The sequence below is a fragment of the Shewanella sp. FeAMO genome (genome assembly GCF_053653955.1).
In genome coordinates, this window is record NZ_CM132201.1 from 4,588,506 (window position 1) to 4,610,717 (window position 22,212).

General features: G+C 57.9%; 23 protein-coding genes and 1 pseudogene. 18 read left to right on the top strand and 6 right to left on the bottom strand.

Going from position 1 to position 22,212, the window contains the following annotated elements:
* Positions 1 to 4 precede the first annotated feature (4 nt).
* The 13 genes and pseudogenes from ACWAU4_RS20495 to ACWAU4_RS20555 all read left to right on the top strand — a co-directional run bounded on the left by ACWAU4_RS20495 (position 5) and on the right by ACWAU4_RS20555 (position 14,164).
* Complete coding sequence (locus tag ACWAU4_RS20495) at positions 5 to 1,375, top strand: AMP-binding protein (RefSeq protein WP_454290368.1); 1,371 nt, start codon at positions 5 to 7, stop codon at positions 1,373 to 1,375.
* Complete coding sequence (locus ACWAU4_RS20500) at positions 1,368 to 1,730, top strand: ApeI family dehydratase (protein ID WP_454290369.1); 363 nt, start codon at positions 1,368 to 1,370, stop codon at positions 1,728 to 1,730. Before ACWAU4_RS20495 ends, ACWAU4_RS20500 begins: the two co-directional genes overlap by 8 nt.
* Positions 1,727 to 3,439, top strand: coding sequence for a glycosyltransferase family 2 protein (locus tag ACWAU4_RS20505; RefSeq protein WP_054744175.1), 1,713 nt, complete (start codon positions 1,727 to 1,729; stop codon positions 3,437 to 3,439). The genes ACWAU4_RS20500 and ACWAU4_RS20505 overlap by 4 nt, the downstream gene beginning before the upstream one ends.
* Positions 3,436 to 4,988, top strand: a pseudogene (locus ACWAU4_RS20510) (HAL/PAL/TAL family ammonia-lyase). Before ACWAU4_RS20505 ends, ACWAU4_RS20510 begins: the two are co-directional and overlap by 4 nt.
* Positions 4,985 to 5,422, top strand: coding sequence for an acyl-CoA thioesterase (locus ACWAU4_RS20515; RefSeq protein WP_071238935.1), 438 nt, complete (start codon positions 4,985 to 4,987; stop codon positions 5,420 to 5,422). The pseudogene ACWAU4_RS20510 and the gene ACWAU4_RS20515 overlap by 4 nt, the downstream one beginning before the upstream one ends.
* Positions 5,419 to 6,213, top strand: a complete 795-nt coding sequence (locus ACWAU4_RS20520; RefSeq protein WP_144131439.1) for a LolA family protein — start codon at positions 5,419 to 5,421, stop codon at positions 6,211 to 6,213. Before ACWAU4_RS20515 ends, ACWAU4_RS20520 begins: the two co-directional genes overlap by 4 nt.
* Positions 6,213 to 8,570, top strand: a complete 2,358-nt coding sequence (locus ACWAU4_RS20525; RefSeq protein WP_454290370.1) for an MMPL family transporter — start codon at positions 6,213 to 6,215, stop codon at positions 8,568 to 8,570. Before ACWAU4_RS20520 ends, ACWAU4_RS20525 begins: the two co-directional genes overlap by 1 nt.
* A complete protein-coding gene (locus ACWAU4_RS20530) occupies positions 8,567 to 9,823 on the top strand; it encodes an NAD(P)/FAD-dependent oxidoreductase (RefSeq protein WP_062793396.1) in 1,257 nt (418 codons plus the stop codon). The genes ACWAU4_RS20525 and ACWAU4_RS20530 overlap by 4 nt, the downstream gene beginning before the upstream one ends.
* Entirely contained in the window at positions 9,820 to 10,503 is a 684-nt protein-coding gene (locus tag ACWAU4_RS20535) for a DUF3261 domain-containing protein (protein ID WP_025010137.1), read from the top strand. The genes ACWAU4_RS20530 and ACWAU4_RS20535 overlap by 4 nt, the downstream gene beginning before the upstream one ends.
* A gap of 31 nt (positions 10,504 to 10,534) precedes the next feature.
* Positions 10,535 to 11,725 (top strand): beta-ketoacyl-[acyl-carrier-protein] synthase family protein, encoded by a 1,191-nt coding sequence (locus ACWAU4_RS20540; protein WP_096142505.1) that lies wholly within the window; start codon positions 10,535 to 10,537, stop codon positions 11,723 to 11,725.
* Positions 11,722 to 12,213, top strand: coding sequence for an ApeP family dehydratase (locus ACWAU4_RS20545; RefSeq protein ID WP_045283272.1), 492 nt, complete (start codon positions 11,722 to 11,724; stop codon positions 12,211 to 12,213). Before ACWAU4_RS20540 ends, ACWAU4_RS20545 begins: the two co-directional genes overlap by 4 nt.
* Positions 12,210 to 12,935, top strand: coding sequence for a 3-ketoacyl-ACP reductase FabG2 (locus ACWAU4_RS20550; protein WP_044735417.1), 726 nt, complete (start codon positions 12,210 to 12,212; stop codon positions 12,933 to 12,935). The genes ACWAU4_RS20545 and ACWAU4_RS20550 overlap by 4 nt, the downstream gene beginning before the upstream one ends.
* On the top strand, positions 12,932 to 14,164 hold the full coding sequence (locus ACWAU4_RS20555; protein ID WP_208125231.1) for a beta-ketoacyl-ACP synthase: 1,233 nt from the start codon (positions 12,932 to 12,934) through the stop codon (positions 14,162 to 14,164). Before ACWAU4_RS20550 ends, ACWAU4_RS20555 begins: the two co-directional genes overlap by 4 nt.
* 70 nt (positions 14,165 to 14,234) lie before the next feature.
* Here the strand turns inward: ACWAU4_RS20555 and ACWAU4_RS20560 are convergent, their stop codons facing one another.
* Positions 14,235 to 15,350, bottom strand: coding sequence for an HD-GYP domain-containing protein (locus ACWAU4_RS20560; RefSeq protein ID WP_243756804.1), 1,116 nt, complete (start codon positions 15,348 to 15,350; stop codon positions 14,235 to 14,237).
* A gap of 158 nt (positions 15,351 to 15,508) precedes the next feature.
* On the opposite strand from ACWAU4_RS20560, the gene ACWAU4_RS20565 reads away from it, so the two are divergent.
* Together ACWAU4_RS20565 and ACWAU4_RS20570 are read left to right on the top strand one after the other, a co-directional pair.
* Positions 15,509 to 15,829, top strand: coding sequence for a rhodanese-like domain-containing protein (locus tag ACWAU4_RS20565; protein ID WP_051472720.1), 321 nt, complete (start codon positions 15,509 to 15,511; stop codon positions 15,827 to 15,829).
* 5 nt (positions 15,830 to 15,834) lie between these two features.
* Positions 15,835 to 16,017, top strand: a complete 183-nt coding sequence (locus tag ACWAU4_RS20570) for a hypothetical protein (protein WP_208135047.1) — start codon at positions 15,835 to 15,837, stop codon at positions 16,015 to 16,017.
* Between the two features lie 55 nt (positions 16,018 to 16,072).
* Here ACWAU4_RS20570 and ACWAU4_RS20575 read toward each other — a convergent pair whose 3' ends face one another.
* The 5 genes from ACWAU4_RS20575 to ACWAU4_RS20595 form a co-directional block, all read right to left on the bottom strand.
* On the bottom strand, positions 16,073 to 16,666 hold the full coding sequence (locus tag ACWAU4_RS20575; protein WP_096142509.1) for an FMN-dependent NADH-azoreductase: 594 nt from the start codon (positions 16,664 to 16,666) through the stop codon (positions 16,073 to 16,075).
* 196 nt (positions 16,667 to 16,862) lie between these two features.
* Complete coding sequence (locus ACWAU4_RS20580) at positions 16,863 to 17,333, bottom strand: thioesterase domain-containing protein (RefSeq protein WP_025010144.1); 471 nt, start codon at positions 17,331 to 17,333, stop codon at positions 16,863 to 16,865.
* 1 nt (position 17,334) lies between these two features.
* Positions 17,335 to 17,772, bottom strand: a complete 438-nt coding sequence (gene dtd / locus ACWAU4_RS20585) for a D-aminoacyl-tRNA deacylase (protein WP_028780049.1) — start codon at positions 17,770 to 17,772, stop codon at positions 17,335 to 17,337.
* Positions 17,769 to 18,734, bottom strand: coding sequence for an alpha/beta fold hydrolase (locus ACWAU4_RS20590; protein WP_243756805.1), 966 nt, complete (start codon positions 18,732 to 18,734; stop codon positions 17,769 to 17,771). Before ACWAU4_RS20590 ends, dtd begins: the two co-directional genes overlap by 4 nt.
* Positions 18,712 to 19,599, bottom strand: coding sequence for a virulence factor BrkB family protein (locus ACWAU4_RS20595; RefSeq protein WP_025888483.1), 888 nt, complete (start codon positions 19,597 to 19,599; stop codon positions 18,712 to 18,714). Before ACWAU4_RS20595 ends, ACWAU4_RS20590 begins: the two co-directional genes overlap by 23 nt.
* 182 nt (positions 19,600 to 19,781) lie before the next feature.
* On the opposite strand from ACWAU4_RS20595, the gene ACWAU4_RS20600 reads away from it, so the two are divergent.
* The 3 genes from ACWAU4_RS20600 to ACWAU4_RS20610 all read left to right on the top strand — a co-directional run bounded on the left by ACWAU4_RS20600 (position 19,782) and on the right by ACWAU4_RS20610 (position 22,075).
* Complete coding sequence (locus ACWAU4_RS20600) at positions 19,782 to 20,000, top strand: hypothetical protein (RefSeq protein ID WP_025010146.1); 219 nt, start codon at positions 19,782 to 19,784, stop codon at positions 19,998 to 20,000.
* A 20-nt stretch (positions 20,001 to 20,020) separates the two neighbouring features.
* On the top strand, positions 20,021 to 20,671 hold the full coding sequence (locus ACWAU4_RS20605) for a DUF2959 domain-containing protein (RefSeq protein ID WP_208125233.1): 651 nt from the start codon (positions 20,021 to 20,023) through the stop codon (positions 20,669 to 20,671).
* A 189-nt stretch (positions 20,672 to 20,860) separates the two neighbouring features.
* Entirely contained in the window at positions 20,861 to 22,075 is a 1,215-nt protein-coding gene (locus ACWAU4_RS20610) for a 4Fe-4S binding protein (protein ID WP_208125234.1), read from the top strand.
* Positions 22,076 to 22,212 lie beyond the last annotated feature (137 nt).

Consider the following 22,212-nt stretch of genomic DNA (forward strand, 5'->3'; position numbering starts at 1 on the left):
AGTTATGACAGAGTTATTGAAAACCTGGCTTACCCAAGGCCCCGCAGGGCAACAACTGATCAGTTTTAACCACCATGACATAGTCACGGGTTCACTGTTCGCCACCCAGGTCTATCATCTGCATCAGCGCCTGCGAGCCCGGCCGGAAAAGCGTTGGTTACTGGCCTGCGACAGCAGCGATCTGTTCGCCGTTGGCCTCTGCGCCGCCCTGTTGTCGGGCAAGCAGATCATACTGCCGGCCAACACTCAGCCTGGTACTCTCAGCGAATTGACCCAGGAGTTTGATGCCATAGTGTCAGACCGCCCCCTGTGTGAGGGCAAGATCTGGCTCGAGCTGAAAAAAGAGCTATCACTGCCCCACTCGCCCTGGCCGCAGATGGCCGAGGGGGATGGGTTCGGCGAACTGCTGCTGTTCACCTCTGGCTCCAGCGGCCAACCCAAGGCGGTTCGCAAGCGTCTGCAGCAACTGGATGCCGAAGTCAGTGTGTTGGAGCAGACCTTCGCCGCTCACCTGCCACACTGCAGCGTGATTGCCACCGTCAGCCACCAGCATATCTATGGCTTGCTGTTTAAGATTCTCTGGCCACTGGCGGCCAGTCGCCCCTTCCTCAGCGATCTGGTGGAATACCCGGAAACCCTGAGTTATTACACCGCCCTATTTCCCAACCTGTGCCTGATCAGCAGCCCGGCGCAGCTGTCGAGGCTGCCGGATGCGCTGGAGCATGAACGCCAGCTGCACACTCCCAGCCTGATCTTCAGCTCCGGCGGGCCCCTGAGCCTGGAAGCCGCCCAAGGGGTCAAGCGCTGCTACGGTAGCCTGCCAATCGAGGTCTACGGCAGCACGGAAACCGGCGGCATAGGTTATCGGCGCCAACAGAGCAGCGACACACCCTGGCAGGCCTTTGCCCCCATGGAGCTGAGCAATGACAGCGACGGCGCTTTGCTGCTGCGCTCGCCCTATCTTGAAGACAATGGCCAATACCGCTGTGAAGACAAGGTTCGGCTGCTGGGCGAAGGCCAGTTCTGCCTCGAAGGCCGCTTGGACCGCATCGTCAAGATAGAGGAAAAGCGCCTGTCTCTGGTGCAGATGGAAACCTTGCTCAACGCCCATCCCTGGGTGACCCAATCGCATCTGGTGCTGCTGGAAAACCCCAGAGTACAACTGGGCGCGGCGGTAGAGCTTTCCACCGCCGGTAAGGCACAGCTCGAAGCCGAGGGCAAACTCAGCATCAACAACGCCCTTAAGGCCCATCTGCTGAGCCAATTTGAACGTGTGACTCTGCCAAGGCGCTGGCGCTATCCACAGCAGCTGCCGCTCAACGCCCAGGGCAAGTTGCTCAAAAACGATATTCTCGAGCTGTTTGATCATGATTAAGTCTGTTCTTCCGCCCATTGTTCAACAGCGGCATCAGGACAATGAAGCCAGTTGGCGCCTGAGCATTCCGGCCGAGCTGCCTATGTTTGCCGGCCACTTTCCCGGCCAGCCGGTATTGCCCGGCGTGACTCAACTGGACTGGGCCGTGCGTCTCGGCAGCCAGGCATTCGGCTATGATGCCGAAGTCGCGGTGCTCGAGGTGCTCAAGTTTCAGCAACTGCTGTTGCCGAATATGCAAGTCACCCTCAGCATCAGCAATAACCCCGCCAAGGGTAAACTGAGCTTCAGCTACAGCGACGGCGAACAGAAGTTCGGCTCGGGTCGTATCGCCTTCAAGACAGAGGCCAAGCAATGAAGCTGGCGCTGATCATCCCCAATTACAACCATAGGGGCCATATCGCTGCGACGCTGGAAGCCCTCAAACCACTGGGGCTGCCCTGCTTTTTGATCAACGACGGCAGCGACGATGAGACCCGCTATCTGTTGCAACAGTTGGCCGAACAACACAGCGACTGGGTCAGCCTGCTGCATCACCCATACAACCGCGGCAAGGGCGCCGCCGTGATGACAGGCCTGCGCGCCGCCTGGGCCGCGGGTTTTTCCCATGGCCTACAGGTGGACGCCGACGGCCAACATAATCTGGAAGATATTCCGGCGCTGATAGCCAGGGCGCAGCTCAACCCCAAGGCGCTGATCTCCGGCCTGCCGCAATATGATGATTCCGTGCCCAAGGGTCGGCTCTACGGCCGTTACCTGACCCATTTTTGGGTCTGGGTCGAGACCCTGAGCCTGGATATCCGCGATTCCATGTGCGGCTTTCGAATCTATCCACTGGCGGCCACCGAGGCCCTGCTTCGCAGCGAAGCCCTCGGCGAGCGGATGGACTTTGATATCGAAGTCATGGTGCGTCTCTACTGGCGCGGTGTTGCCATAGAACATATTCCCACCAAGGTGATCTACCCGGAAGACGGCAGCAGCCATTTTCAGGGGCTGGCCGACAATGTAAGGATCAGCAAGCTGCACAGCAGGCTGTTTTTCTCCATGCTGTGGCGCAAGCTCAAGGGGCAGAAACTGGGGCCAACCCAAGCGGCACAAGACAACCCCCAAGGCGCTCATTGGTCCAACGTCAAGGAACGGGGCAGCTACTGGGGTATCAAGCTGCTGGCCGAAAGCTATCGTTTCGGCGGCCACTGGCTGGCGCGGGCAATAATGTACCCGGTGATCTGTTATTTCTTTATCACGGGGCGACAGGCCCGCGAGGCGTCACAAGCGTTTCTAAAGCGGGTGCAGACACTGGAGCCACAGCACCCGAGTCTCGGTCAGCCGGTGACTTGGCGCGACAGCCTGCGCCACTTCTTCGCCTTCGGCAATGCCGCGCTGGATCGCATCGATGCCTGGTGCGATCGCATTCGCTTGCAGCAGGTGGAGTTCAGCGACCGTCAGCAGTTGGCCGAGCAGTTACAAAGCGGGCAGGGAGCCGTGTTGCTGGTGTCCCACCTTGGCAATATTGAGCTGTGCCGCGCCATCTCCATTCACCAGCGCAAGGTGAAGGTCAATGTGATGGTGATGACCCGCAATGCCGAAAACTTCAACCGGGTGCTCAAGCAGCTGAACCCGGACAGTGAACTCAACTTACTCCAGGTTACCGAACTCAACCCGGCCACCTCCATGTTGCTGCAAAGCAAGGTCGAGGCCGGTGAATTGGTGGTGATTGCCGCCGACCGCACCTCTAGCCACAGCCCGGGTCGCACTGTGAAAGTGCCGTTCCTCGGCGAAATGGCGCCCTTCCCCCAGGGCCCCTTTATTCTGGCCGGTCTGCTGGACTGCCCCATCTACACCATGTTCTGCCTGCGGGAACAGCAGGGCTACAAGGTCTGGCTCGAGCCCTTCGAGCAGAGTCTCAAAGGCCCGAGAGCCGAGCGGCAGCAGCGGCTGCAACAGGCAGCAGGCCTCTATGCCCGGCGGCTGGAACATTTTGCCCGCAAGGCACCACTGCAGTGGTTTAACTTTTTCGATTTTTGGCGGCAGGACCAAGTTGCTGACCGCCCCAAGGACAACTCATGAGCGCAACAGTTAAGGCCACCAAGACGGTCGGCTTCGGCCAAACATCACTGACACTGGAACAGGTGGTCGCCATCGCCAAAGGGGCGCCGGTGACCCTCAACGCCAGTGCAGAGTACCGTGACTATATCCAGCGCGGCGCTCGCTTTATCGACAGCCTGCTTCATGAAGAAGGCGTGGTCTATGGGGTCACCACAGGCTACGGCGATTCCTGTACCGTCAATGTCGGCCCGGATCTGGTACACGAATTGCCGCTGCATCTGTCGCGCTTTCATGGTTGCGGTATGGGCAAGGTGCTGGAGATCCCCCAGGCCAGAGCCGTGATGGCCTGTCGCCTCAACTCACTGGCCGTGGGTAAGTCCGGTGTCAGCTATGAGCTGCTGGAGCGTATAGCCCTGCTGCTGAATCTCAACATAGTGCCGGTGATCCCGGAGGAAGGCTCTGTGGGTGCAGCGGCGATCTCACGCCACTGTCTTATCTGGCCGCCGTACTGGTTGGCGAGCGGGAGGTCTTCTATCAAGGACAGCGCCGCGCCACCAGCGAGGTCTACGCCGAACTTGGGATCAGCGCCCTCAAGCTCAGGCCCAAAGAGGGCCTGGCACTGATGAACGGCACCGCCGTGATGACGGCGCTGGCTTGTCTGGCCTATGACAGGGCCGAGTACCTGAGCCGCCTGTGCGCCCGCATTACCGCCATGGCCTCACTGACACTCAAGGGCAACTCCAACCATTTCGACGAGATACTGTTTGCCGCCAAGCCGCACCCGGGGCAGAACCAGGTCGCGGCCTGGATCCGTGAAGACCTCAACCACCACGAGCACCCACGCAACTCTGACAGACTGCAGGACAGATATTCGATTCGCTGCGCGCCGCACATTATCGGGGTCTTGGCCGATGCCCTGCCCTTTATGCGCCAATTTATCGAGACCGAACTCAACAGCGCCAACGACAACCCGATAGTGGACGGCGAGGGGGAACATATTCTCCACGGTGGCCACTTCTATGGCGGCCATATCGCTTTTGCCATGGACAGCCTCAAGAATGCGGTGGCCAATTTGGCGGATCTGCTGGACAGGCAGATGGCTCTGGTGATGGATCCCAAATTCAACAACGGCCTGCCGGCCAACCTGTCGGCCAGCCAGGGCGAGCGCAGCCCCATCAACCACGGTTTCAAGGCAGTACAGATAGGTTGCTCGGCCTGGACCGCCGAGGCACTGAAACACACTATGCCCGCCAGCGTGTTCTCGCGCTCTACCGAGTGCCACAACCAGGACAAGGTCAGCATGGGCACCATTGCCGCCCGTGACGCCCTGCGGGTGCAGGAACTGACCGAGCAGGTGGCCGCCGCAGCACTGCTGGCCATGAGTCAGGGGATCCGCCTGCGCCTGCTCGCCGGTGAACTGGAACGGGAGTCGCTGGCCGAGTCAGTGGCCACCACCCTGGCGCAGCTGGAAGCCGACTTTGAACTCTTGATTGAAGACAGGCCGCTGGAAGCCTTGTTGCGGCAAACCCTGGCCAAGATCCAAGCCGGAGAGTGGGAGGTGTGCCGATGAAAGCCATCCTCAGCACTGAAATAGAGCTGGAGATCCCCTTCCACGATGTCGACTCCATGGGCATTACCTGGCACGGCAACTATCTGCGTTATTTTGAGATAGCCCGCTGCAAGCTGCTGGACAGGTTCGACTACGGCTACAGCCGAATGCAGGAGTCAGGTTACGCCTGGCCGATAGTGGATCTGCAGCTGAAATACGTCAAACCCAGCCGTTTCGAGCAGAAGATCCGGGTGAGTGCCGCCTTGGTTGAGTGGGAAAATCGGCTGAAGATCAACTACCAGATTTGCGACGCCACCAGCGGTGAGCGCCTCACCAAGGGCTACACCATACAGGCCGCAGTGGATATGCAGACTCAGGAACTGTGCTTGGTGACCCCGCCGGTGTTCCGTGAGCGCCTGGCGCCCTTCATCGCGGCCGCCGAGGCCAAGTCATGAAACCCTCAGCCTTCGGCTTTCGGCTCACACGGCAGCCCACCTTACTGCTTGGGCTGCTGGGACTGTTTTGGTTTAGTGCCGCTTGCAGCAACATGGCTTTAGGGGAAGTGGCGCCAGCGGATAACACTCAGATTGAGCCGGTGACAGTGTTGGCCGCCGAAGCCAAGGGAAAAATCAGGCCGGAGGCGCAGGCATTCGACAAACTCTTTGCCAACCCGGCCACAGAGCAGGCTCTGCAACAGTTAAGCACTAAGATGGCCCTCAGCGACAGCAGCCGAGGCCAGTTTGAGCAGGTGCGCTGGCTCAGGGTGCTGAAACAGCCACTTCGCAGCAGCGGCGAATTTCTGTTTCAGCGAGAGCTGGGCATGCTCTGGCAACAGCAGACTCCCTTTGGCAACCTCTTGCTGCTGAAACAGGGCGAGCTTATCCAGCAGGACAGCCAGGGCAAGCTCAGTGTCACCAAGGCCGATGCCGGCCCGGCGGCCGTGGCTGAAATGCTGCCGCGCATGATGCAATCCCTGCTCTCCGGTGATATTCAGGCATTGAGCCAAGGGTTTGAACTCTATCTGCTCAATGACCAAGCGGGTCATTGGCAACTGGGACTCAAGGCCAAGGAGCAGACAATGGCAGCTCTGCTGCCGCAAATGGTGCTCGAAGGCAGTCAGGATCTCGAATCTCTGACCCTGCTGGCCAAGAACGGCGATATCAGCCAGATATTCTTCTCTGAACTGGATAAATCACCACTCAATGACAGCGAGCGCGCTCGCTTCTTTCCCGAGGTGGCCCCCTGATGTCGCCTCGCCCTGAGCGCTCTCGTCCCGGGCTCTCGGCGCCGGTTGGCCTGCTGTTGTGGCTGGGGCTGCTGACGCTGCTTATTCTGCTTGGCGTCTGGCAGTGGCAACAGGGCGGCCGTATTCAGAGCGACATTCTCGCCATGCTGCCCAAGGTGCAGGAAGATCCGCTCGCCGAAGCGGCGCTGAAACGCATGGAGCAGAAGCTCGGCAATCAACTGTATATCGGCCTGATTGCCAAGGATAAGCCTCAGGCGATCAACGCCGGCAAACAGCTGCAAAGAGCGCTGAAAAAGGAGCAAAACGCCTTTAAGAGAGTGCGCAGCGCCGAGGCCGACAGCTTCAGCGCCCTGGGGCGTTTCTATTTCCCCTACCGCATGGGGCTGCTCAGTGACAGCCAGAGGCAGCAACTCGCTAGCGGTGAATTAACGCCTTTGATTCAAAACGCGCAGCAACAGCTCTATAGCGCCTTTGGCACCGCCGGCAGCGACCTGATTGCCGAAGATCCGCTGTTGTTGTTCCCCGACTGGCTCAAGTCGCTGGCCGAGGGCCGCAGTCTCACCCAGGCAGAGGGCATACTGTTGGCGCCAACGCCGCAGGGCCAGTATGCAGCCATAGTGATGGCCGATGGCATAGGCAGCGCCTTTAACCCGCAGCAACAGGCAATCCAGCTCAAGGCACTGGAGCAGGCCTTGGCGCCTCTGCCGCAAGATATTCGAGTGCTCAAGGCCGGCGCCCTGTTTCATGCCGCAGCCGCCACAGAATCGGCCAAGAGCGAGATCAACCGTATCGGATTAGTCTCTCTGCTTGGAGTGCTCCTGCTGGTGCTGCTGGCGTTTCGTTCCTTGATGCCGCTGACGGTGGCACTGCTCACCCTGGGCAGCGGATTTCTGGCGGCGACAGTCACGACCCTGACACTGTTTGGCGAACTGCATCTGCTGACGCTGGTGTTCGGCACCAGCCTTATCGGAATCGCCATCGACTACAGCTTTCACTTCTACTGCGAGCGCTTGCAACATCCCAAGGCTTCTCCCAGGCAGGTGATTGGCCTGATATTCCCGGCCGTGACCCTGGCCTTGATCACCAGTGTCGGCGCTTACCTGGGCATAGGCCTGGCGCCTTTTCCCGGCATGCAACAAGTGGCCGTGTTCTGTGCCAGCGGGCTGATTTTCACCTGGCTGACACTGCTGCTGGCTTACCCGGCCATAGCCGCCAGCCCTTTGCTTGCCGGAGATAGCCGCCTGGCGCTGGCTGGACGCTTGCTGAATCTCTGGCAAGCTCTCGGTCGGCGCAGCAGTCTGTTAATCCTAGTGCCACTGGGGTTACTGCTGCTGTTTGGCGGCATTGACCTCAAGGCCAACGATGATATCCGGGCGCTGCAGAGCAGCCCACCAGCGGTCAGCGAGACGGAAAATGCTCTCAGGCAACTGCTGAGTGGCGGCACGGACAATCAGTTCCTGCTGGTCCGGGGTGACAGCGCCGAGGAGATGCTGCAGCATCTCGAACAGCTGGCGCCCGGGCTCGAGCGTTTGATTGCTGAAGGCAAACTCGGCAACAGCGTGAATATCGCCCGCTATTTGCCGAGCATCAAACGCCAGCAGCAAGATCATCAGTTGCAGGGGCTTATCTATCGCCAAACAGACAAGGTTTTGGACACCCTAGGGCTGAATGCCGAGTTGGCAGGGCCGCTCTCGAGGCAATGGGCCGAATTCCAGCCGCTCTCGGCCACAGACTGGCTCGCCAGTGAAGGGGCTAAATCCTCAGGGCTGAGTGACCTCTACCTCGCCCCCACTGACGGAATAACGGCTTACGCCGCCATAGTGCTACTCGGTGGCATCCACGACCTCGACGCCCTTAAGCAGCTGGCAAGCAGCAACCCGGGCGTGCAGTTGGTCGACAAGGTCGCCGATATCTCGGCGCTGATGGCCAAATACCGTCAATTGACCCTGCTGATGCTGGCACTGGCACTGACACTGGCGGCGGTGATTTTCAGCTGGCGCTTTGGTTTGCGCCGCGGCCTTTGGGTGGCGCTGGTGCCGACTCTGGCGGCGATTCTGACTCTGGGCGCCCTTGGCTGGCTCGGCAGCGGCTTGACCCTGTTTCATGCCCTGGCACTGGTGTTGGTGTTCGGCATAGGCGTGGACTACAGCCTGTTTTTTGCCGAAGCCAAACAGCATCCCAGAGGCGTGATGTTGGCGGTGCTGATGTCTGCCGCCTCCACCCTGCTGGCCTTTGGCCTGCTGGCTTTGAGTGACACCTATGCCATTGCCGCCTTTGGCATAACCCTGGCGCTGGGCATAGGTTTTACCCTGTTACTCGCTCCCCTAACCTCAACTCTTACAAGGAATGCAAAGTGAACACTGCCAATGCCGTGGAACAAGTCGATGTGGTAATTATCGGTGCCGGGCCATCCGGCTCGGTCGCGGCCAGCCTGCTGAAACAACAAGGAGTAGATGCCCTGGTGCTGGAGCGGGCCCAATTTCCACGCTTTTCCATCGGAGAGAGCCTGCTGCCCTGCTGCATGACAGTGCTGGAGCAGGCTGGGATGACAGAAGCCGTAGCCGAGGCCGGGTTTCAGTTTAAAAACGGCGCCGCCTTTCGACGCAACGGCCGCTACACCACCTTTGATTTCAGTGACAAGTTTACCCCGGGCCCCGGCACCACCTTTCAGGTTCCCCGAGGCCAGTTCGACAAACTACTGGCCGACACCGCCAGTACCCAAGGGGTAGAGATACGTTATGGCCAGACGGTCACCGCGGTGGATCTCAGCGCAGAGCCACGGCTGACAGTGGCAGACGAAAATGGACGAGTCTATTCAGTGCAGGCCAAATATCTGCTGGATGCCAGTGGCTTTGGCCGGGTACTGCCAAGATTGCTACAGCTGGAATGCCCCTCCAGCCTGCCGGCCCGCTCGGCCATCTTTACCCATATTGAGGACAATATCAGCGACCCGGAGTTTGACCGCAACAAGATCCTTATCAGCGTGCATCCGCGCAACAAGGATATCTGGTATTGGTTGATCCCCTTCAGTAACGGCACCTGTTCGCTGGGGGTGGTGGCCGAACCGCACCTGCTGGCAAGACTCGAAGGTAGCCTGGAGCAACAACTGCGCACCATAGTCAATGAAGAGCCAGGGCTGGAGGCGCTGCTTAAGGACGCCAGAGTGATCCGCGACTGCGCCACCTTGAAGGGCTATTCGGCCAATGTCAGCACCCTGGCCAGCGACAAGTTTGCCCTGCTGGGCAATGCCGGTGAGTTTCTCGACCCGGTATTCTCCTCCGGGGTGACCATAGCCATGCACTCGGCCAGTCTGGCCTGCGACTGTCTGGTACGCCAGCTCAAGGGGGAAGCGGTAGACTGGCAGCAGGATTATGCCGAGCCCTTGATGCTGGGGGTCAACACCTTCCGCACCTATGTGGAAGCCTGGTATGACGGCAGATTCCAGGAAGTGATCTTCTTTGAAGACGCCAATCCGAAAATAAAACAGATGATCTGCTCTATCCTGGCGGGCTACGCCTGGGACAGCAACAACCCCTTTGTCAGTGAATCCCGGCGCAGATTGGATCTGGTGGTGAACCTCTGCCGCGACGCTGTCGAGGAAGCCTTATGACAGCCGCTGTCACCCGCTTGCTACTGCTTGCCACTGTGCTGGTTGGCCTGAGTGGCTGCAGCCAGCTATTGTATCGCCAAACCTGCGTTGCCCTGGCAAAGGATGTCAGTTATTGTCTGGCGCCGCTGCCGCTGAACCAGGCCGCGCCCAAGGGACAAACCTCTGATACCAAGGCTGCCAAAGACGCAAAGCAGCCAGATGAGCCCCAGGGCAGTGACTCGGTTCAAGCTCAAACTTTGGAGCAAACGCTCAGTCTCAGCCAGCAGGTGCGGCTGCAACGAGGGGAGCAGAGCCATGAGCTTATCAGCCAACTGGAACTGCAGCCGCAGCAGATGACTGTGGTGGGGCTGGCACCTCTGGGCCAAGCACTGTTTACCTTGATCTACGATGGACATACACTGACCAGCGAGCAGAGTGTGCTGCTCGGCAATGAGTTTAAAGCAGAATATCTGCTGGCCTTGCTGCAGCTCATCTATTGGCCGGAGGAAAAGCTGAACGCTTATCTGGATGGCGCCAGGGTGAAATTGGAAGATTGCGCCGCCGTCCTGTGCCGGGTATTGCTGAGCAATGACAATCGCGAGCTGATGCGGATAAGTTACTCCAGCCCCGACATCTGGCATGCGGAAGTGGCCATGAACATGCCGCAGGCCGATTTAAAACTGAACATTAAGCCCCTGTAATGGATACAGGGCCGGATCCCAAAACAGAGATATGACAACTACAGCCATAAATCATGCGGGTTTTTGTACCCCTCTCGGCAACCGGGCCGACGAGGTGCTTAACGCCTTGCTCGCCGGTGACAGCCGCGGCATGGTCAGCCGCGACAACCTGTTGTTTGAACGGCCGGCCATAGTCGGGGTAGTGAACAGCGAATTACCGGCCATTCCCGCCGAGTTTGCCGACTATGACTGTCGTAACAACGCCCTGTTGCTGTGCGCCGCGCTGCAAATTACCCCGGCGGTGGAAGCCGCCAAGGCCAAATATGGCAAGGAGCGCATCGCGGTTGTCATAGGCACCAGCACCTCAGGGATCTCCAAGGGCGAAGAGGCACTGGAGTACCGCAATCGCCACGGCCATTTCCCCTCTGATTACCACTATTTTCAGCAGGAGTTGGGGGGCACCAGTCGCTTCCTGCAAGCCTGGTTCAAGCTGAGCGGTCCCTGTTACACACTGTCGACGGCCTGTTCCTCCAGCGCCAAGGTGTTTGCCGCCGGTAAACGGCTGTTGGACGCCGGACTGTGCGACATGGTGATAGTCGGCGGGGTCGACAGCCTGTGCCAATTGACCCTCAACGGCTTCGATGCGCTTGAGTCTGTCTCCAAGGGGCACTGCAATCCTTTTAGCGCCAACCGCGACGGCATCAACATAGGTGAAGGCGCGGCGCTGTTTACCCTGGAGAGAGGAAGCGGCCAGGTGCTGCTGTCCGGTGTCGGCGAGTCGGCCGATGCCCACCATATCTCGGCGCCCCATCCCGAGGGCAGCGGCGCAATTGCCGCCATGGAGATGGCACTCAAGCAGGCGGAGCTGACGCCTGATGACATCGACTATGTCAATCTGCACGGCACTGCCACCCCCAAGAATGACGCCATGGAAAGCCGCGCCATGCACTCGGTATTTGCCGAAGCACTGCCGCCTTGCAGTTCCACCAAGCCCTTGACCGGCCACGCACTGGGCGCCGCCGGGGCATTGGAAGCGGTATTCTGCTGGCTGCTGTTGTCGCCCCTCAACCCTGATGGACAACTGCCGCCGCATCTGTGGGATGGTGAGCAGGATGGCAAGGATCCCGCACTGCCACTGGTCAAACAGGGCAGCCGCCACTCACTGAATCACCTGATGAGTAACTCCTTCGCCTTTGGCGGCAGCAATGCCAGCCTGATCTTCAGCCGTGGAGCCCCGGAATGACCCAGCCTTTAGCCGAGCGTGATATCGCCGATTTTCTGCCCCACAGGGCGCCCATGATACTGATAGACGCCGTGGTCGAGCACAGCCAAGACAGACTGCTGACCAAGGTAAAGATTAGTGAGCAGAGCCCCTATTTCGATGACGCCCGTGCTCTGGTGCCCAATTATGTCGGCATAGAATATATGGCCCAGAGCATAGCAGCACTGGCCGGAGTGGAAGCCGAGGCCCGCGGTGATATTATCCGGGTCGGTTTTTTGCTGGGCAGCCGTAAGCTCAGCATGCATACCCCGGGATTCCTGCCCGGACGCGAGTACCTGACCCAGGTGCAACGCCTCTATCAGGAAAATACGGGACTGGCAGTGTTCGACTGCCGCATCTTTGATGGCGACACAGAGATCGCCAGCGCCAATGTAAACGTTTTTCAGCCCCAGGACACCCAGGCCTATATTGCCGGTAGTCTGGAGGCGATGCAGGGAGATTCCGCATGACACAGAGAGTTTTGGTCACAGGTTCCAGCCGCGGCATAGGCAAGGCTATAGCCCTGCGCCTGGCGCAATCCGGCTTTGATATCGCCCTGCACTTTCATGCCAATCGAGCCGCCGCCGAGGCCAGCGCCGCCGAAATCCAAGCCTTGGGCGTCAAGGTCAGCCTGCTGCAGTTCGATGTTGCCGAGCGCCAGACCTGCCGCCAAGTCATTGAGGCCGACATAGAAGCCAACGGTGCCTATCACGGCCTGGTTCTCAATGCCGGTATCGCCCGCGATACGGCTTTCCCGGCGATGACAGAGGCCGAGTGGGACGGTGTCATCCATACCAATCTCGATGGTTTCTACAATGTGATCCATCCGGCGCTGATGCCGATGATCCAACGGCGCAAGGGCGGCCGCATCATTACGCTGTCTTCGGTTTCCGGTTTGGCCGGTAACCGTGGCCAGGTGAACTACAGCGCCTCCAAGGCCGGTATCATAGGCGCCACCAAAGCACTGGCACTGGAGCTGGCCAAACGCAAGATCACGGTCAACTGCATCGCTCCCGGGATTATCGAAACCGAAATGGTCGATGCCTTCAGCCCCGAACTGGTACAGCAACTGGTGCCGTTGCGGCGCATGGGCCAGCCTGAAGAGATAGCGGCACTGGCCAACTTCCTGATGTCTGACGAAGCCGGTTATATCACCCGCCAGGTGATCTCGGTCAACGGAGGCATGCTATGAGCCGCAGGGTGGTGATTACCGGCATGGGCGGCATTTCCGCCCTGGGCCAGGATTGGGACAGCATCAAGGCCAGGCTGCAGGCAGGCCAAAATGCCGTGGTTCGCATGGATGAATGGGACAGGTTTGATGGCCTGCACACCCGTCTGGCGGCGCCGGTCAGCGACTTCAGCACTCCGGCACACTATTCGCGCAAGAAGATCCGCTCCATGGGGCGGGTGTCTCTGATGGCCACCCGCGCCAGTGAAATGGCGCTGGAGGATGCCGGCCTGTTGCATGATCCTCTGATAGCCTCAGGCGCCATGGGCATAGCCTACGGCTCTTCCACCGGCAGTACAGATCCCATCACCGCCTTTGGCGACATGCTCAAACACGGCGATATGAGCGGCGTTACCGCCACCAGCTATATCCGCATGATGGCCCATACCACGGCGGTCAATGTCGGGGTATTTTTCGGCCTCAAGGGGCGGGTATTAACCACCAGCAGCGCCTGTACGTCCGGCAGCCAGGGCATAGGCTATGCCTATGAAGCCATCAAGTATGGCCAGCAGGATTTGATGCTGGCCGGGGGCGGCGAAGAACTCTGCCCCACAGAAGCGGTCGTGTTCGACACCCTATTTGCCACCAGTACCCGCAACGACACTCCTGAGTTAACCCCCAAGCCTTTCGATCACGACCGGGACGGCCTGGTGATAGGCGAAGGCGCCTGCACCCTGGTGCTCGAAGAGCTGGAGCATGCCAAGGCCAGAGGCGCGCGTATCTACGCCGAGGTGCTGGGTTTTGGTACCAATTCAGACGGCCTGCATGTGACGCAACCGAACGCCGACACCATGGAAAAGGCGATTCGGCTGGCGCTCAAAGACGCCAATATAGCGCCGCAGCAGATAGGCTATGTCAACGCCCACGGTACGGCCACCGACCGCGGCGATACCGCCGAGAGCCGGGCTACCGCCGCAGTATTTGGTGAACAGATACCGATTTCATCGCTGAAGAGCTATACCGGCCATACCCTGGGCGCTTGCGGCGCACTGGAGGCCTGGTGGAGCATTATGATGATGCGTGATGGCTGGTTTGCACCCACAATCAACCTGGAGAATGTCGCCGAGGATTGCGCCGAGCTGGATTATATTCGCGCCGAAGGCCGGGCACTGGATACCGACTTGGTGATGAGCAATAACTTTGCCTTTGGTGGCATCAATACTTCGTTGATCTTCCGCCGCTGGCAGGACTGAGCTTAGCCCTAGAAAACCAGAGTAAGCCCAAGAAGCTTTAACGGAATGCATCGGCACTGCAGGCCTCTTTTCAGGCCGCCTTGTCATCGCGGCAGCGCCCCATGATATCCAGGATCTGTGTAGTCGAAGCCGCCAAGGCTTCGACGCAGTGGCCGTCCAGTTTGCCGGCGGCCACCATGCTTCTCAACTCACGGAAACAGGCGTCCAGTGGCCAGGCCTGCTTATAGGGCCGCTCGCTGCTGAGGGCATCGAAGATATCCGCCACAGTCACTATTCTGGCTTCAATCGGCACCTCTTCCCCCTTCAAACCTCGGGGATAACCGCTGCCATCCAGATACTCATGATGACAGGCCACTATGTTGAGCATGATGGTCGAATCCGGCAGGTGAGCCAGACCAAAATCCCCCAGCACCTTGCGGATCAGGCACTCACCCTTATCCACATGAGTCTCCATCAGAGTACGCTCGTCTATGCTTAAGGGCCCCTCTTTCAACAACACCTTGTCCGGAATACCTATCTTGCCTATGTCATGCAAAGGTGCAAACTGGGTGATATGTTCTATCTGCTCATCATTCAGGCCGTATTTGGGGGCGACTATGCCAGCGATCAGGCCCGAATAGGCCGCCATGCGATCCAGGTGCGCGCCGGTTTCAAAGTCGCGCAGGTCGGCAAAGTCCCGTGCCACCTGAGCCGAGGCGAGAATAGTGCGCACTGCACTGAGTTCGGCGCATAGAGACATGTTGATCAAGTTGGCATAGAGCACCATATCGCGCTGCGCCTTGGCATCGAAGGCCGATAAGCGGTATGAATCGAAGAACAGAAACCCCAGAAACCTCTGTTCATCGTAGAGGGGCACGGTAAAGGAGGAGTTGTAATCCTGCTCCAGCAACCAACGCGAATGGCTGTTTTCCGGCAAGATATTGGCCTTGATATCGTCTATCACCCGATACTGCCCTGTGTCGGCCAATTGGCTGAGCACCGGGCTTTCTGACATGGGATATTCATAACCCACTATGGCCTGTCCCCTGTGAGTGCTGTTGATAAAGGTTTTTAGCAGCCCGGTCGAATCGTGATACAGGGCGCAGGCGATACGATCCACCCAAGGGTAGTTGAGCAACAGATGATCGTGAATGCGCTCCAGGCGCTCAGAAGCGTTGTGACCCTGCAGCCAGAGAGCTGTTGGCATATTCTTGTCCATACACTATTTTCAAATCATTTCCTTTTTCCAAAGGATAGAACAAAAAACAGCCATGGCGAGAAAACGACCAGTATCCAGGCCATTGCATTTCCAATTACATAAGATTAACCTTATTGAAAATTTTCTAATTGATAGAGAGTCTGAAAATGCAAACCAACGCCAATCCACAAGACGGCTGCCTGAGCCCTGAGCAGTGCCATGAGATGATCGCCAAGGGAGTTCGGGTACTGGATGTCCGCTCGGCCGCCGAATATGCCGAAGGGCACCTGCCGCAGGCGCTGAATGTGCCACTGGATACCCTGGATACCTGGCTAAAGCAGCAACCGAATAAGCAGGAACCCTTTGTGCTCTATTGTGGTGCCGGCATGCGCGCCCAGAAGGGCTGCGAAATTCTGCGGGCCAACGGCTTTGATTGCGTGCTCAACGGCGGCGCCTTCAAGGAGCTGGTCTGTTGCCAACCTGAGTAACCATAATGACAAGCAAGCCCGGGCGATTTCAGATAAGCCAACATCGCGGCCAAGCCTCTGCGCGAGTGCGTTATCGCGAGCAGTGGCCCGCCGAAGGAGTCAATGCCGCTTGTCCCCTTTGCAGCAAGACGCTTGAGCCGGACAAGCAGTCACAAAAAAGCCCCGGGGAGTCACCTCCGGGGCAGTAGAACCAAATCAGTCAAGCAACTGGCGTTCAGATTGATGGTGGAAGAGATGTTTGCCTCAGGCAGAGATAGCCGCCAGCGAAGATTTGGCTGCTGAAATACCCTTGGCGTTGGCATCCGGGCCCATGTTCAGCGCTTCACCGTAGACGGTTTCCACTTCGGTAATTCCAATAAAGCCCAGCACGGTTTTCAGATAAGGCACCACATGGTCTGTGGTCGAGTCTTTATGTACCCCACCTCGGGTAGTGATCACTACCGCGCGCTTACCAGTGATAAGACCCACAGGGCCATTTTCTGTGTAACTGAAACTCACACCGGCGCGGGCAATCAGGTCAATCCAGTTTTTCAACTGAGTCGGAATACCGAAGTTATACATGGGCGCAGCTATTACTACTGTGTCGTGATCTTTCAGTTCCTGGATCAGCTCATCAGACAAGGCCAACGCCTGTTGCTGGCGCTCGCTCAGCTGTTCGCCGCCGCGCAGGCCGGTGGCAATTTCACCGTCCAGTACCGGCAGCGGCTCGGCCGCCAGATCCCTGACTGTGATGCTGGAACCCTGCTCCTGCCAATGCTTGATCAGGTGGTCGACCAAGAGACCGGACTGAGAGTAACCACCCAGGATGCTGGATTTCAAAACTAATACTTTGCTCATGATATTGCTCCGCTTCGATTCAGGAATTTGTTTGAGTCAGAGCTTTTGCTCCAATCTATGCTGAGCAGTTTACTGATGGATAAAATAGAAAAAAAGCGGAGAAAATTTGATATTAAATTCGATTTTTTAGAAAGGAAAGGTTGTTATCCAGGGCTTACAAGGTTAAAACCGAACCTGTAAGCCTAGGTAATCCCAGCTAGGACAGGGTCGCCTCTTGCTTGGGCTGGCTGACGTAAACCCCCAAGAAAGAAGCACAGCAAAGGCCGTGACTCCAGAGTTCCACCTCCTGCCTGACTTTGACCCTGCGCCCTTCACTCAAAGGCGTCAGTGACACGCCCGGCCAGCTGACTCTGGCCTCGATCAACTCACCGGGATTGGCAGTCACCGGCGCCCGATAACGGATCTCGGCCTGGGCCAGCACTATATCACCACTCACTCCGGCCCGCTGCTGTTGCAGCCAGAGCATGCCCCAGCCACACAGAGTGCACAGGGTATAGATACTGCCGGCAAACATGGTCTGATGCAGATTGATGTTGGGCGCCAGCGGTGCACCGACACGAAATTCTGTGCCATCAAAAGCTAGTGGCCGGATCCCCATAAAGGCACTGACGGGGATGGTGCCATGCCAGGTGTTTTCCAATTGCTTAAGCAGTGATGGCTCAGACATATCAAACACTCAGATTAAAGGTCACTGGCCCGTCGTTCAGCAGTTCCACCTGCATATCGGCAGCGAAGCGGCCGGTTTCTGTGGTCACCCCCTTGCTGCGACAAAATGCCACAAAGGCTTCATAGAGCTCTTCGGCCTGAGCCGGACTGGCACCACCCGAGAAACTGGGACGCAGACCGCGGCTGGTATCGGCCGCCAGGGTAAATTGCGACACCACCAACAACTGCCCGCCGACCTGAGTCAGATTGAGGTTCATCTTGCCGTTGTCATCGCTGAACACCCTGTAATTCATCACCTTGGTGGCCAGCTTTTCCATCGCCGCCATATCATCCTGGCGTTCAACGCCCAACAACACCAACAAACCTTTATCTATAGCGCCGGTCACTTCATCGGCAACCGTTACCTTGGCACGGCTGACTCTCTGTATCAGGGCGATCAATCCTGACTCCTTAATTCTGTTTCACAAGAGGCCGCAGTGTCGCCCATAGCACACAGGGCTGCAACCACGGCGTGACGCATTTTATCATCCACCAGCGAGTGATGACCTCCGGCCACCAGCTGCAACTCGGCCGGGCGGGTCTGGCGGGCAAGCTGAGCCTGCAGCAAGTGAGTTGGACAGACCCAGTCGTTTTCCCCCTGCAGCAAGCGGGTATGTTTCGGCCAGTTATTGAGCCCTGCATCAAGCAAACTCATGGCTTCGAAATAGTGATGGCGGGCATAGTGAAGTTCGATTCTGGCCATACTGCTGTCCCGATGCGCCCTTGGCGGCGGCAACAGTGCCCCGGGTAAAGACAGATGCTGCTCCCAGCGCAGCCAACTGCGGATATAATCCTGGGCATTGAGGCAAGTAAATCCCTTGGCATAGCTTTCCAGCAGCGCCGCAGTGCTGCGCTCACTCCTGGATAGCCAGCGGGAAAAGCCATGATAGTCCACCGGGAAACGGCTGGCGGCGCCAGCAGCACCATAGAGCCAATCGCGGCCCTCGGCAGAGGGGATAAAGCTGCCCCAATATGTCTGGGCTATGACCCGCTCAGGGAATAAACCGCCGTACACCAGCCCCAAGGTTGCCCCGAATGAGCCCCCTGCCAGACACCAGCGCGGCAACCGCAGCGCCTTCCTGACCGACTCGAGATCATCGAGCAGGCCCTGGAAGTGATTCTGCGCCAGGCCTTTCTCGGAGCGCGATAAGCCGGCGCCCCTCTGATCCAGAAACAATAAACGAAAGCGGCGCAGATCAAACAGCGCCAACTCTTCAAGGTTGCAACCGGCGCCGGGCCCGCCGTGCAGATACAGCAGCGGGATGCCTTCCGGGTTGCCGAATTGCGCCAGATACAGGCGGTGGCCGCCACCCACCTCCAGCCAGTCGCGGGCAAACGGATTATGCCGATTCGGATTCATCATCCAGCGACTCCAATGGTTCTTCACCATCGAGGAATTCCGGCAAAGATGCGGTGATCTCGGCTCCCATCAGGACAATCATCCAGGACAGGTAGACCCAGACAAACAGTATCGGAATCGTCGCCAGGGCGCCGTAAATCGCCTCGTAGCTGGGGAAGTGAGTCACATACAGGGCAAAGCCTTTCTTGCCCGCCTCAAACAGCAAGGCAGCCACTATGGCCCCGAGCAGGGCATGCAGCAGCTTCACCTTTTGATTGGGCACCACAGTGTAAAGCAGCAGGAAGGCCGCAACAGAAAACAGAAACGGCAGACGCGCGACAAAGAAGGTACCTACACCATAAGTATCGGCTTCGTTGAATATTTTCAGCGATACTAAGTAGGAAGTGGCCGCCAGGCTGGCCCCCATCAGCACTGGGCCCAGCGTCAGGATCATCCAGTACATGGAAAAAGACACGACAGTCTGGCGTTTTTCTTTGGTGCGCCAGATATAGTTCAGCGCCTTGTCGATGGCGGAGATCAGCAAAATGGCCACCACCACCAGAGCGCCGATACCGACGGCAGTGCCCTTGGAGGCGTTGCCGACAAACTCGTTGATATAGACCTGAACCGTATCGCCTGCGGCCGGCAGAAAGTTTTGATAAATAAAGTTTTCTATCAGTTGCCGCACCCCCTTGAAGACAGGGAAAGCCGACAGCATAGACATGGTAACGGCCACCATGGGCACCAGCGACAATAGGGTCACATAGGCCAGATGACCGGCTCGAATATTGATTTGATCGTCCTGCAATCTCTGTTTCAGGTGCAGCAGGAAGTGCCAGCAGCCTTTCATAAACAAACTGAAATTGCGGGTATCTATCTTGTTGCTCACGGTTTTCTCTTGATCCTCTGGGTCTAGTGTCGCTATCTTCGTACAATAATGCCCGGATTACAAAGTGTGATGCTGCCGCTGCAGCAGGGCAAAGGAAGCCGGGAATGACGCCAGTGCTATGCATAGGCATGCGCCGAGGCCGGTCGTTCAGCGCTTCTTCCACAATTTAAAGGAGAGAGTTAATGTCACAACAAGGATCGGCGGGCAATGTGATTGCCGCGCTGGCAAGCGTATTTTTCCCGGGTTTGGGGCAGTTGGTTCAGGGGCGGATCCTGGCCGCACTGATCTTCTTTCTGGTGACAGTTACAGGTTACGCCCTCTGGTGGTTGATCGTTCCTGCTATCATAGGTGCCATTGCCCATCTCTGGTGCATCATAGATGCCGCCAAATACAAAGCATAAACAGAGAAAAGAGAAAGCTTATGAACAAGATCCTCACCACCACCCTGGTCAGCCTGGGATTGCTGCTGGGTGGTTGCCAGAGTGCCTATTACGGTGCCATGGAAAAGGTTGGCTATCACAAACGTGACATCATGGTCGACCGGGTCAAAGACGCCAAAGAATCGCAACAGGAAGCTCAGGAGCAGTTCAGTTCGGCACTGGAAGAGATGCAGGCACTGCTGAACCATGACGGTGGCGATCTGGAAAAGGCTTACAACAAGGCCAAAGACGAATATGAGTCGGCCCAGGAAGCCGCCGATGATGTCAGCAACCGCATCAACAAGGTGGAAGATGTGGCCGAAGCCCTGTTCGATGAGTGGCAAGGGGAAATCGGTGAGATCAGCAAGGCCAGCCTGCGCAGTAAGAGCCAGGCCAAGCTGAAAGAGACCCGCCGCTCCTACGAGCAACTGATCCGCAGCATGCGCCGTGCCGAGAGCAAGATGCCTCCTATCCTGACCTCAATGAAAGACAACATGCTCTACCTCAAGCACAACCTCAACGCCCAGACCATAGGGGCCATCAAGGGGGAGTTTGCCAGTCTGCAGAGCGATATCTCCGGCTTTATCAAAGAGATGAATAAATCCATCGATGAGTCCAACCGCTTTATCGCAGCAATGGAGTCGGGTAACTGACCGCCAAGCCATAGAGCCATAGAGATAGCCCCGCACCGCGGGGCTTTTTTTCAGCTGTGAGCCAGTGCACGAATTTCTCCATCTGCGAATGTAAACTTGGATCTGCTGCACACTTCCTTTTTTGACTCAAGAACTTGTGCCCTTATTTGAGTTCACAATAGGCAGTCCTTTGTTGCTGGCCTCTTTCTCATGACACTGACCGAATCGCTCACCCTCATGCTGGCACTCCTCTATGGTGTCAGCCAACTCTGGTGGAGCGGCCGCCGTTTCGGCGCCGGCCTCACCTTGCTGCTGATTTTAACCGCGCTGCTGATTAGCAGCAGCCCCATGTTGCTGCTGGCCACGCTGACAGCCGTTGGTAGCCTGGCATTGCCGCAGCAACTGCGCCCCGGCTTGCTGCAATCCGAGCCCAGGATCAATAACCTGCGCAGCGGCTGCCAGCACCTGTTGGCGCTGTCCCTGTTTCTGGTCGCGATTCAGTACACCATCAACAGCCTGATGCTCAAGGCCGGAATCACGCCCTGGATTGGGCGCCCGGATGTGGTGGATGCGTTTCTGCCCATCGCCGGCGGTATAGAACTCAAGGCGATAGCCACCCTGGGACTCTGGGATCAAACCCACCCGGCGGCGGCCGTGATGCTGGCGGTGGTGCTACTGACCGGACTGCTATGCAAGCGCGCCTTCTGTGGCTGGGCCTGCCCGCTGGGGTTGGCCGGAGAGTACCTCTATCGCCTGCGTAAACGCTTTATCAAGCGCGAATTTATGCCGCCTGCCTGGCTCGACTGGCCACTGCGTATGCTCAAGTATCTGTTGTTGGCGGCGCTGCTCTACATAGTGTTGGGCATGCCGTCTATGGGGATCCCCGGCTACCTGGAGAGTAATTATCACAAGATAGCCGATCTCAAGATGGCGCTGTTTTTCATCACTCCGGGACTCATCACCCTGGCCTGCTTTGGCCTGATCCTTGCCATTGTCGCCTGGCGCCGTCAGGGATTTTGCCGTTACCTCTGCCCCTATGGCGCCCTGCTGGGACTGCTGAGTTTTCTCAGCCCGCTGAAAATCCGCCGCGCCCCTGAGCATTGCCTGATAGAGTCCAAGGGGATGAAATGCGACAAGTGCACCCGCGCCTGTCCGGCCGGCATCATAGTGCATACCAAAAATACAGTGCACAGCGATGAATGCCAGGCCTGCATGCGCTGCGTGGCCGCCTGTCCCAAGAAAGCGGCGCTGGGGTTCGGCCTTAGCCGCAATCATTTCTGGTCGGCCAAGTCGGTAATGCTGCTGGTACTCGGGCTGCTGTTCCTGCTGCCCTTGATAGCCTACACCTCCGGCTTCTGGGAAAGCCAAACGCCGGATGCGGTTCGGATGCAACTGCTGCAGATGATCGACTATCTAGGTCACTAAACTTAACCACTCAGGCTCGCCGACAGGCGGGCCTTTTTATTGCGCTTGTCGCCGAGTCCCACTGCCCCTCCCTGACTTGCCACGCCCGGCAAGATTGTTTCCCGGTGCTATTTTATGCAATGCTAACTTCTCCACCA

Excerpts from the sequence above, each read along its gene's own strand:
- ACWAU4_RS20495 (WP_454290368.1), top strand. The coding sequence starts at position 5 with ATGACAGAGTTATTGAAAACCTGGCTTACCCAAGGCCCCGCAGGGCAA.
- ACWAU4_RS20500 (WP_454290369.1), top strand. The coding sequence starts at position 1,368 with ATGATTAAGTCTGTTCTTCCGCCCATTGTTCAACAGCGGCATCAGGAC.
- ACWAU4_RS20505 (WP_054744175.1), top strand. The coding sequence starts at position 1,727 with ATGAAGCTGGCGCTGATCATCCCCAATTACAACCATAGGGGCCATATC.
- ACWAU4_RS20515 (WP_071238935.1), top strand. The coding sequence starts at position 4,985 with ATGAAAGCCATCCTCAGCACTGAAATAGAGCTGGAGATCCCCTTCCAC.
- ACWAU4_RS20520 (WP_144131439.1), top strand. The coding sequence starts at position 5,419 with ATGAAACCCTCAGCCTTCGGCTTTCGGCTCACACGGCAGCCCACCTTA.
- ACWAU4_RS20525 (WP_454290370.1), top strand. The coding sequence starts at position 6,213 with ATGTCGCCTCGCCCTGAGCGCTCTCGTCCCGGGCTCTCGGCGCCGGTT.
- ACWAU4_RS20535 (WP_025010137.1), top strand. The coding sequence starts at position 9,820 with ATGACAGCCGCTGTCACCCGCTTGCTACTGCTTGCCACTGTGCTGGTT.
- ACWAU4_RS20540 (WP_096142505.1), top strand. The coding sequence starts at position 10,535 with ATGACAACTACAGCCATAAATCATGCGGGTTTTTGTACCCCTCTCGGC.
- ACWAU4_RS20545 (WP_045283272.1), top strand. The coding sequence starts at position 11,722 with ATGACCCAGCCTTTAGCCGAGCGTGATATCGCCGATTTTCTGCCCCAC.
- ACWAU4_RS20550 (WP_044735417.1), top strand. The coding sequence starts at position 12,210 with ATGACACAGAGAGTTTTGGTCACAGGTTCCAGCCGCGGCATAGGCAAG.
- ACWAU4_RS20555 (WP_208125231.1), top strand. The coding sequence starts at position 12,932 with ATGAGCCGCAGGGTGGTGATTACCGGCATGGGCGGCATTTCCGCCCTG.
- ACWAU4_RS20560 (WP_243756804.1), bottom strand. The coding sequence starts at position 15,350 with ATGCCAACAGCTCTCTGGCTGCAGGGTCACAACGCTTCTGAGCGCCTG.
- ACWAU4_RS20565 (WP_051472720.1), top strand. The coding sequence starts at position 15,509 with ATGCAAACCAACGCCAATCCACAAGACGGCTGCCTGAGCCCTGAGCAG.
- ACWAU4_RS20570 (WP_208135047.1), top strand. The coding sequence starts at position 15,835 with ATGACAAGCAAGCCCGGGCGATTTCAGATAAGCCAACATCGCGGCCAA.
- ACWAU4_RS20575 (WP_096142509.1), bottom strand. The coding sequence starts at position 16,666 with ATGAGCAAAGTATTAGTTTTGAAATCCAGCATCCTGGGTGGTTACTCT.
- ACWAU4_RS20580 (WP_025010144.1), bottom strand. The coding sequence starts at position 17,333 with ATGTCTGAGCCATCACTGCTTAAGCAATTGGAAAACACCTGGCATGGC.
- ACWAU4_RS20590 (WP_243756805.1), bottom strand. The coding sequence starts at position 18,734 with ATGATGAATCCGAATCGGCATAATCCGTTTGCCCGCGACTGGCTGGAG.
- ACWAU4_RS20600 (WP_025010146.1), top strand. The coding sequence starts at position 19,782 with ATGTCACAACAAGGATCGGCGGGCAATGTGATTGCCGCGCTGGCAAGC.
- ACWAU4_RS20605 (WP_208125233.1), top strand. The coding sequence starts at position 20,021 with ATGAACAAGATCCTCACCACCACCCTGGTCAGCCTGGGATTGCTGCTG.
- ACWAU4_RS20610 (WP_208125234.1), top strand. The coding sequence starts at position 20,861 with ATGACACTGACCGAATCGCTCACCCTCATGCTGGCACTCCTCTATGGT.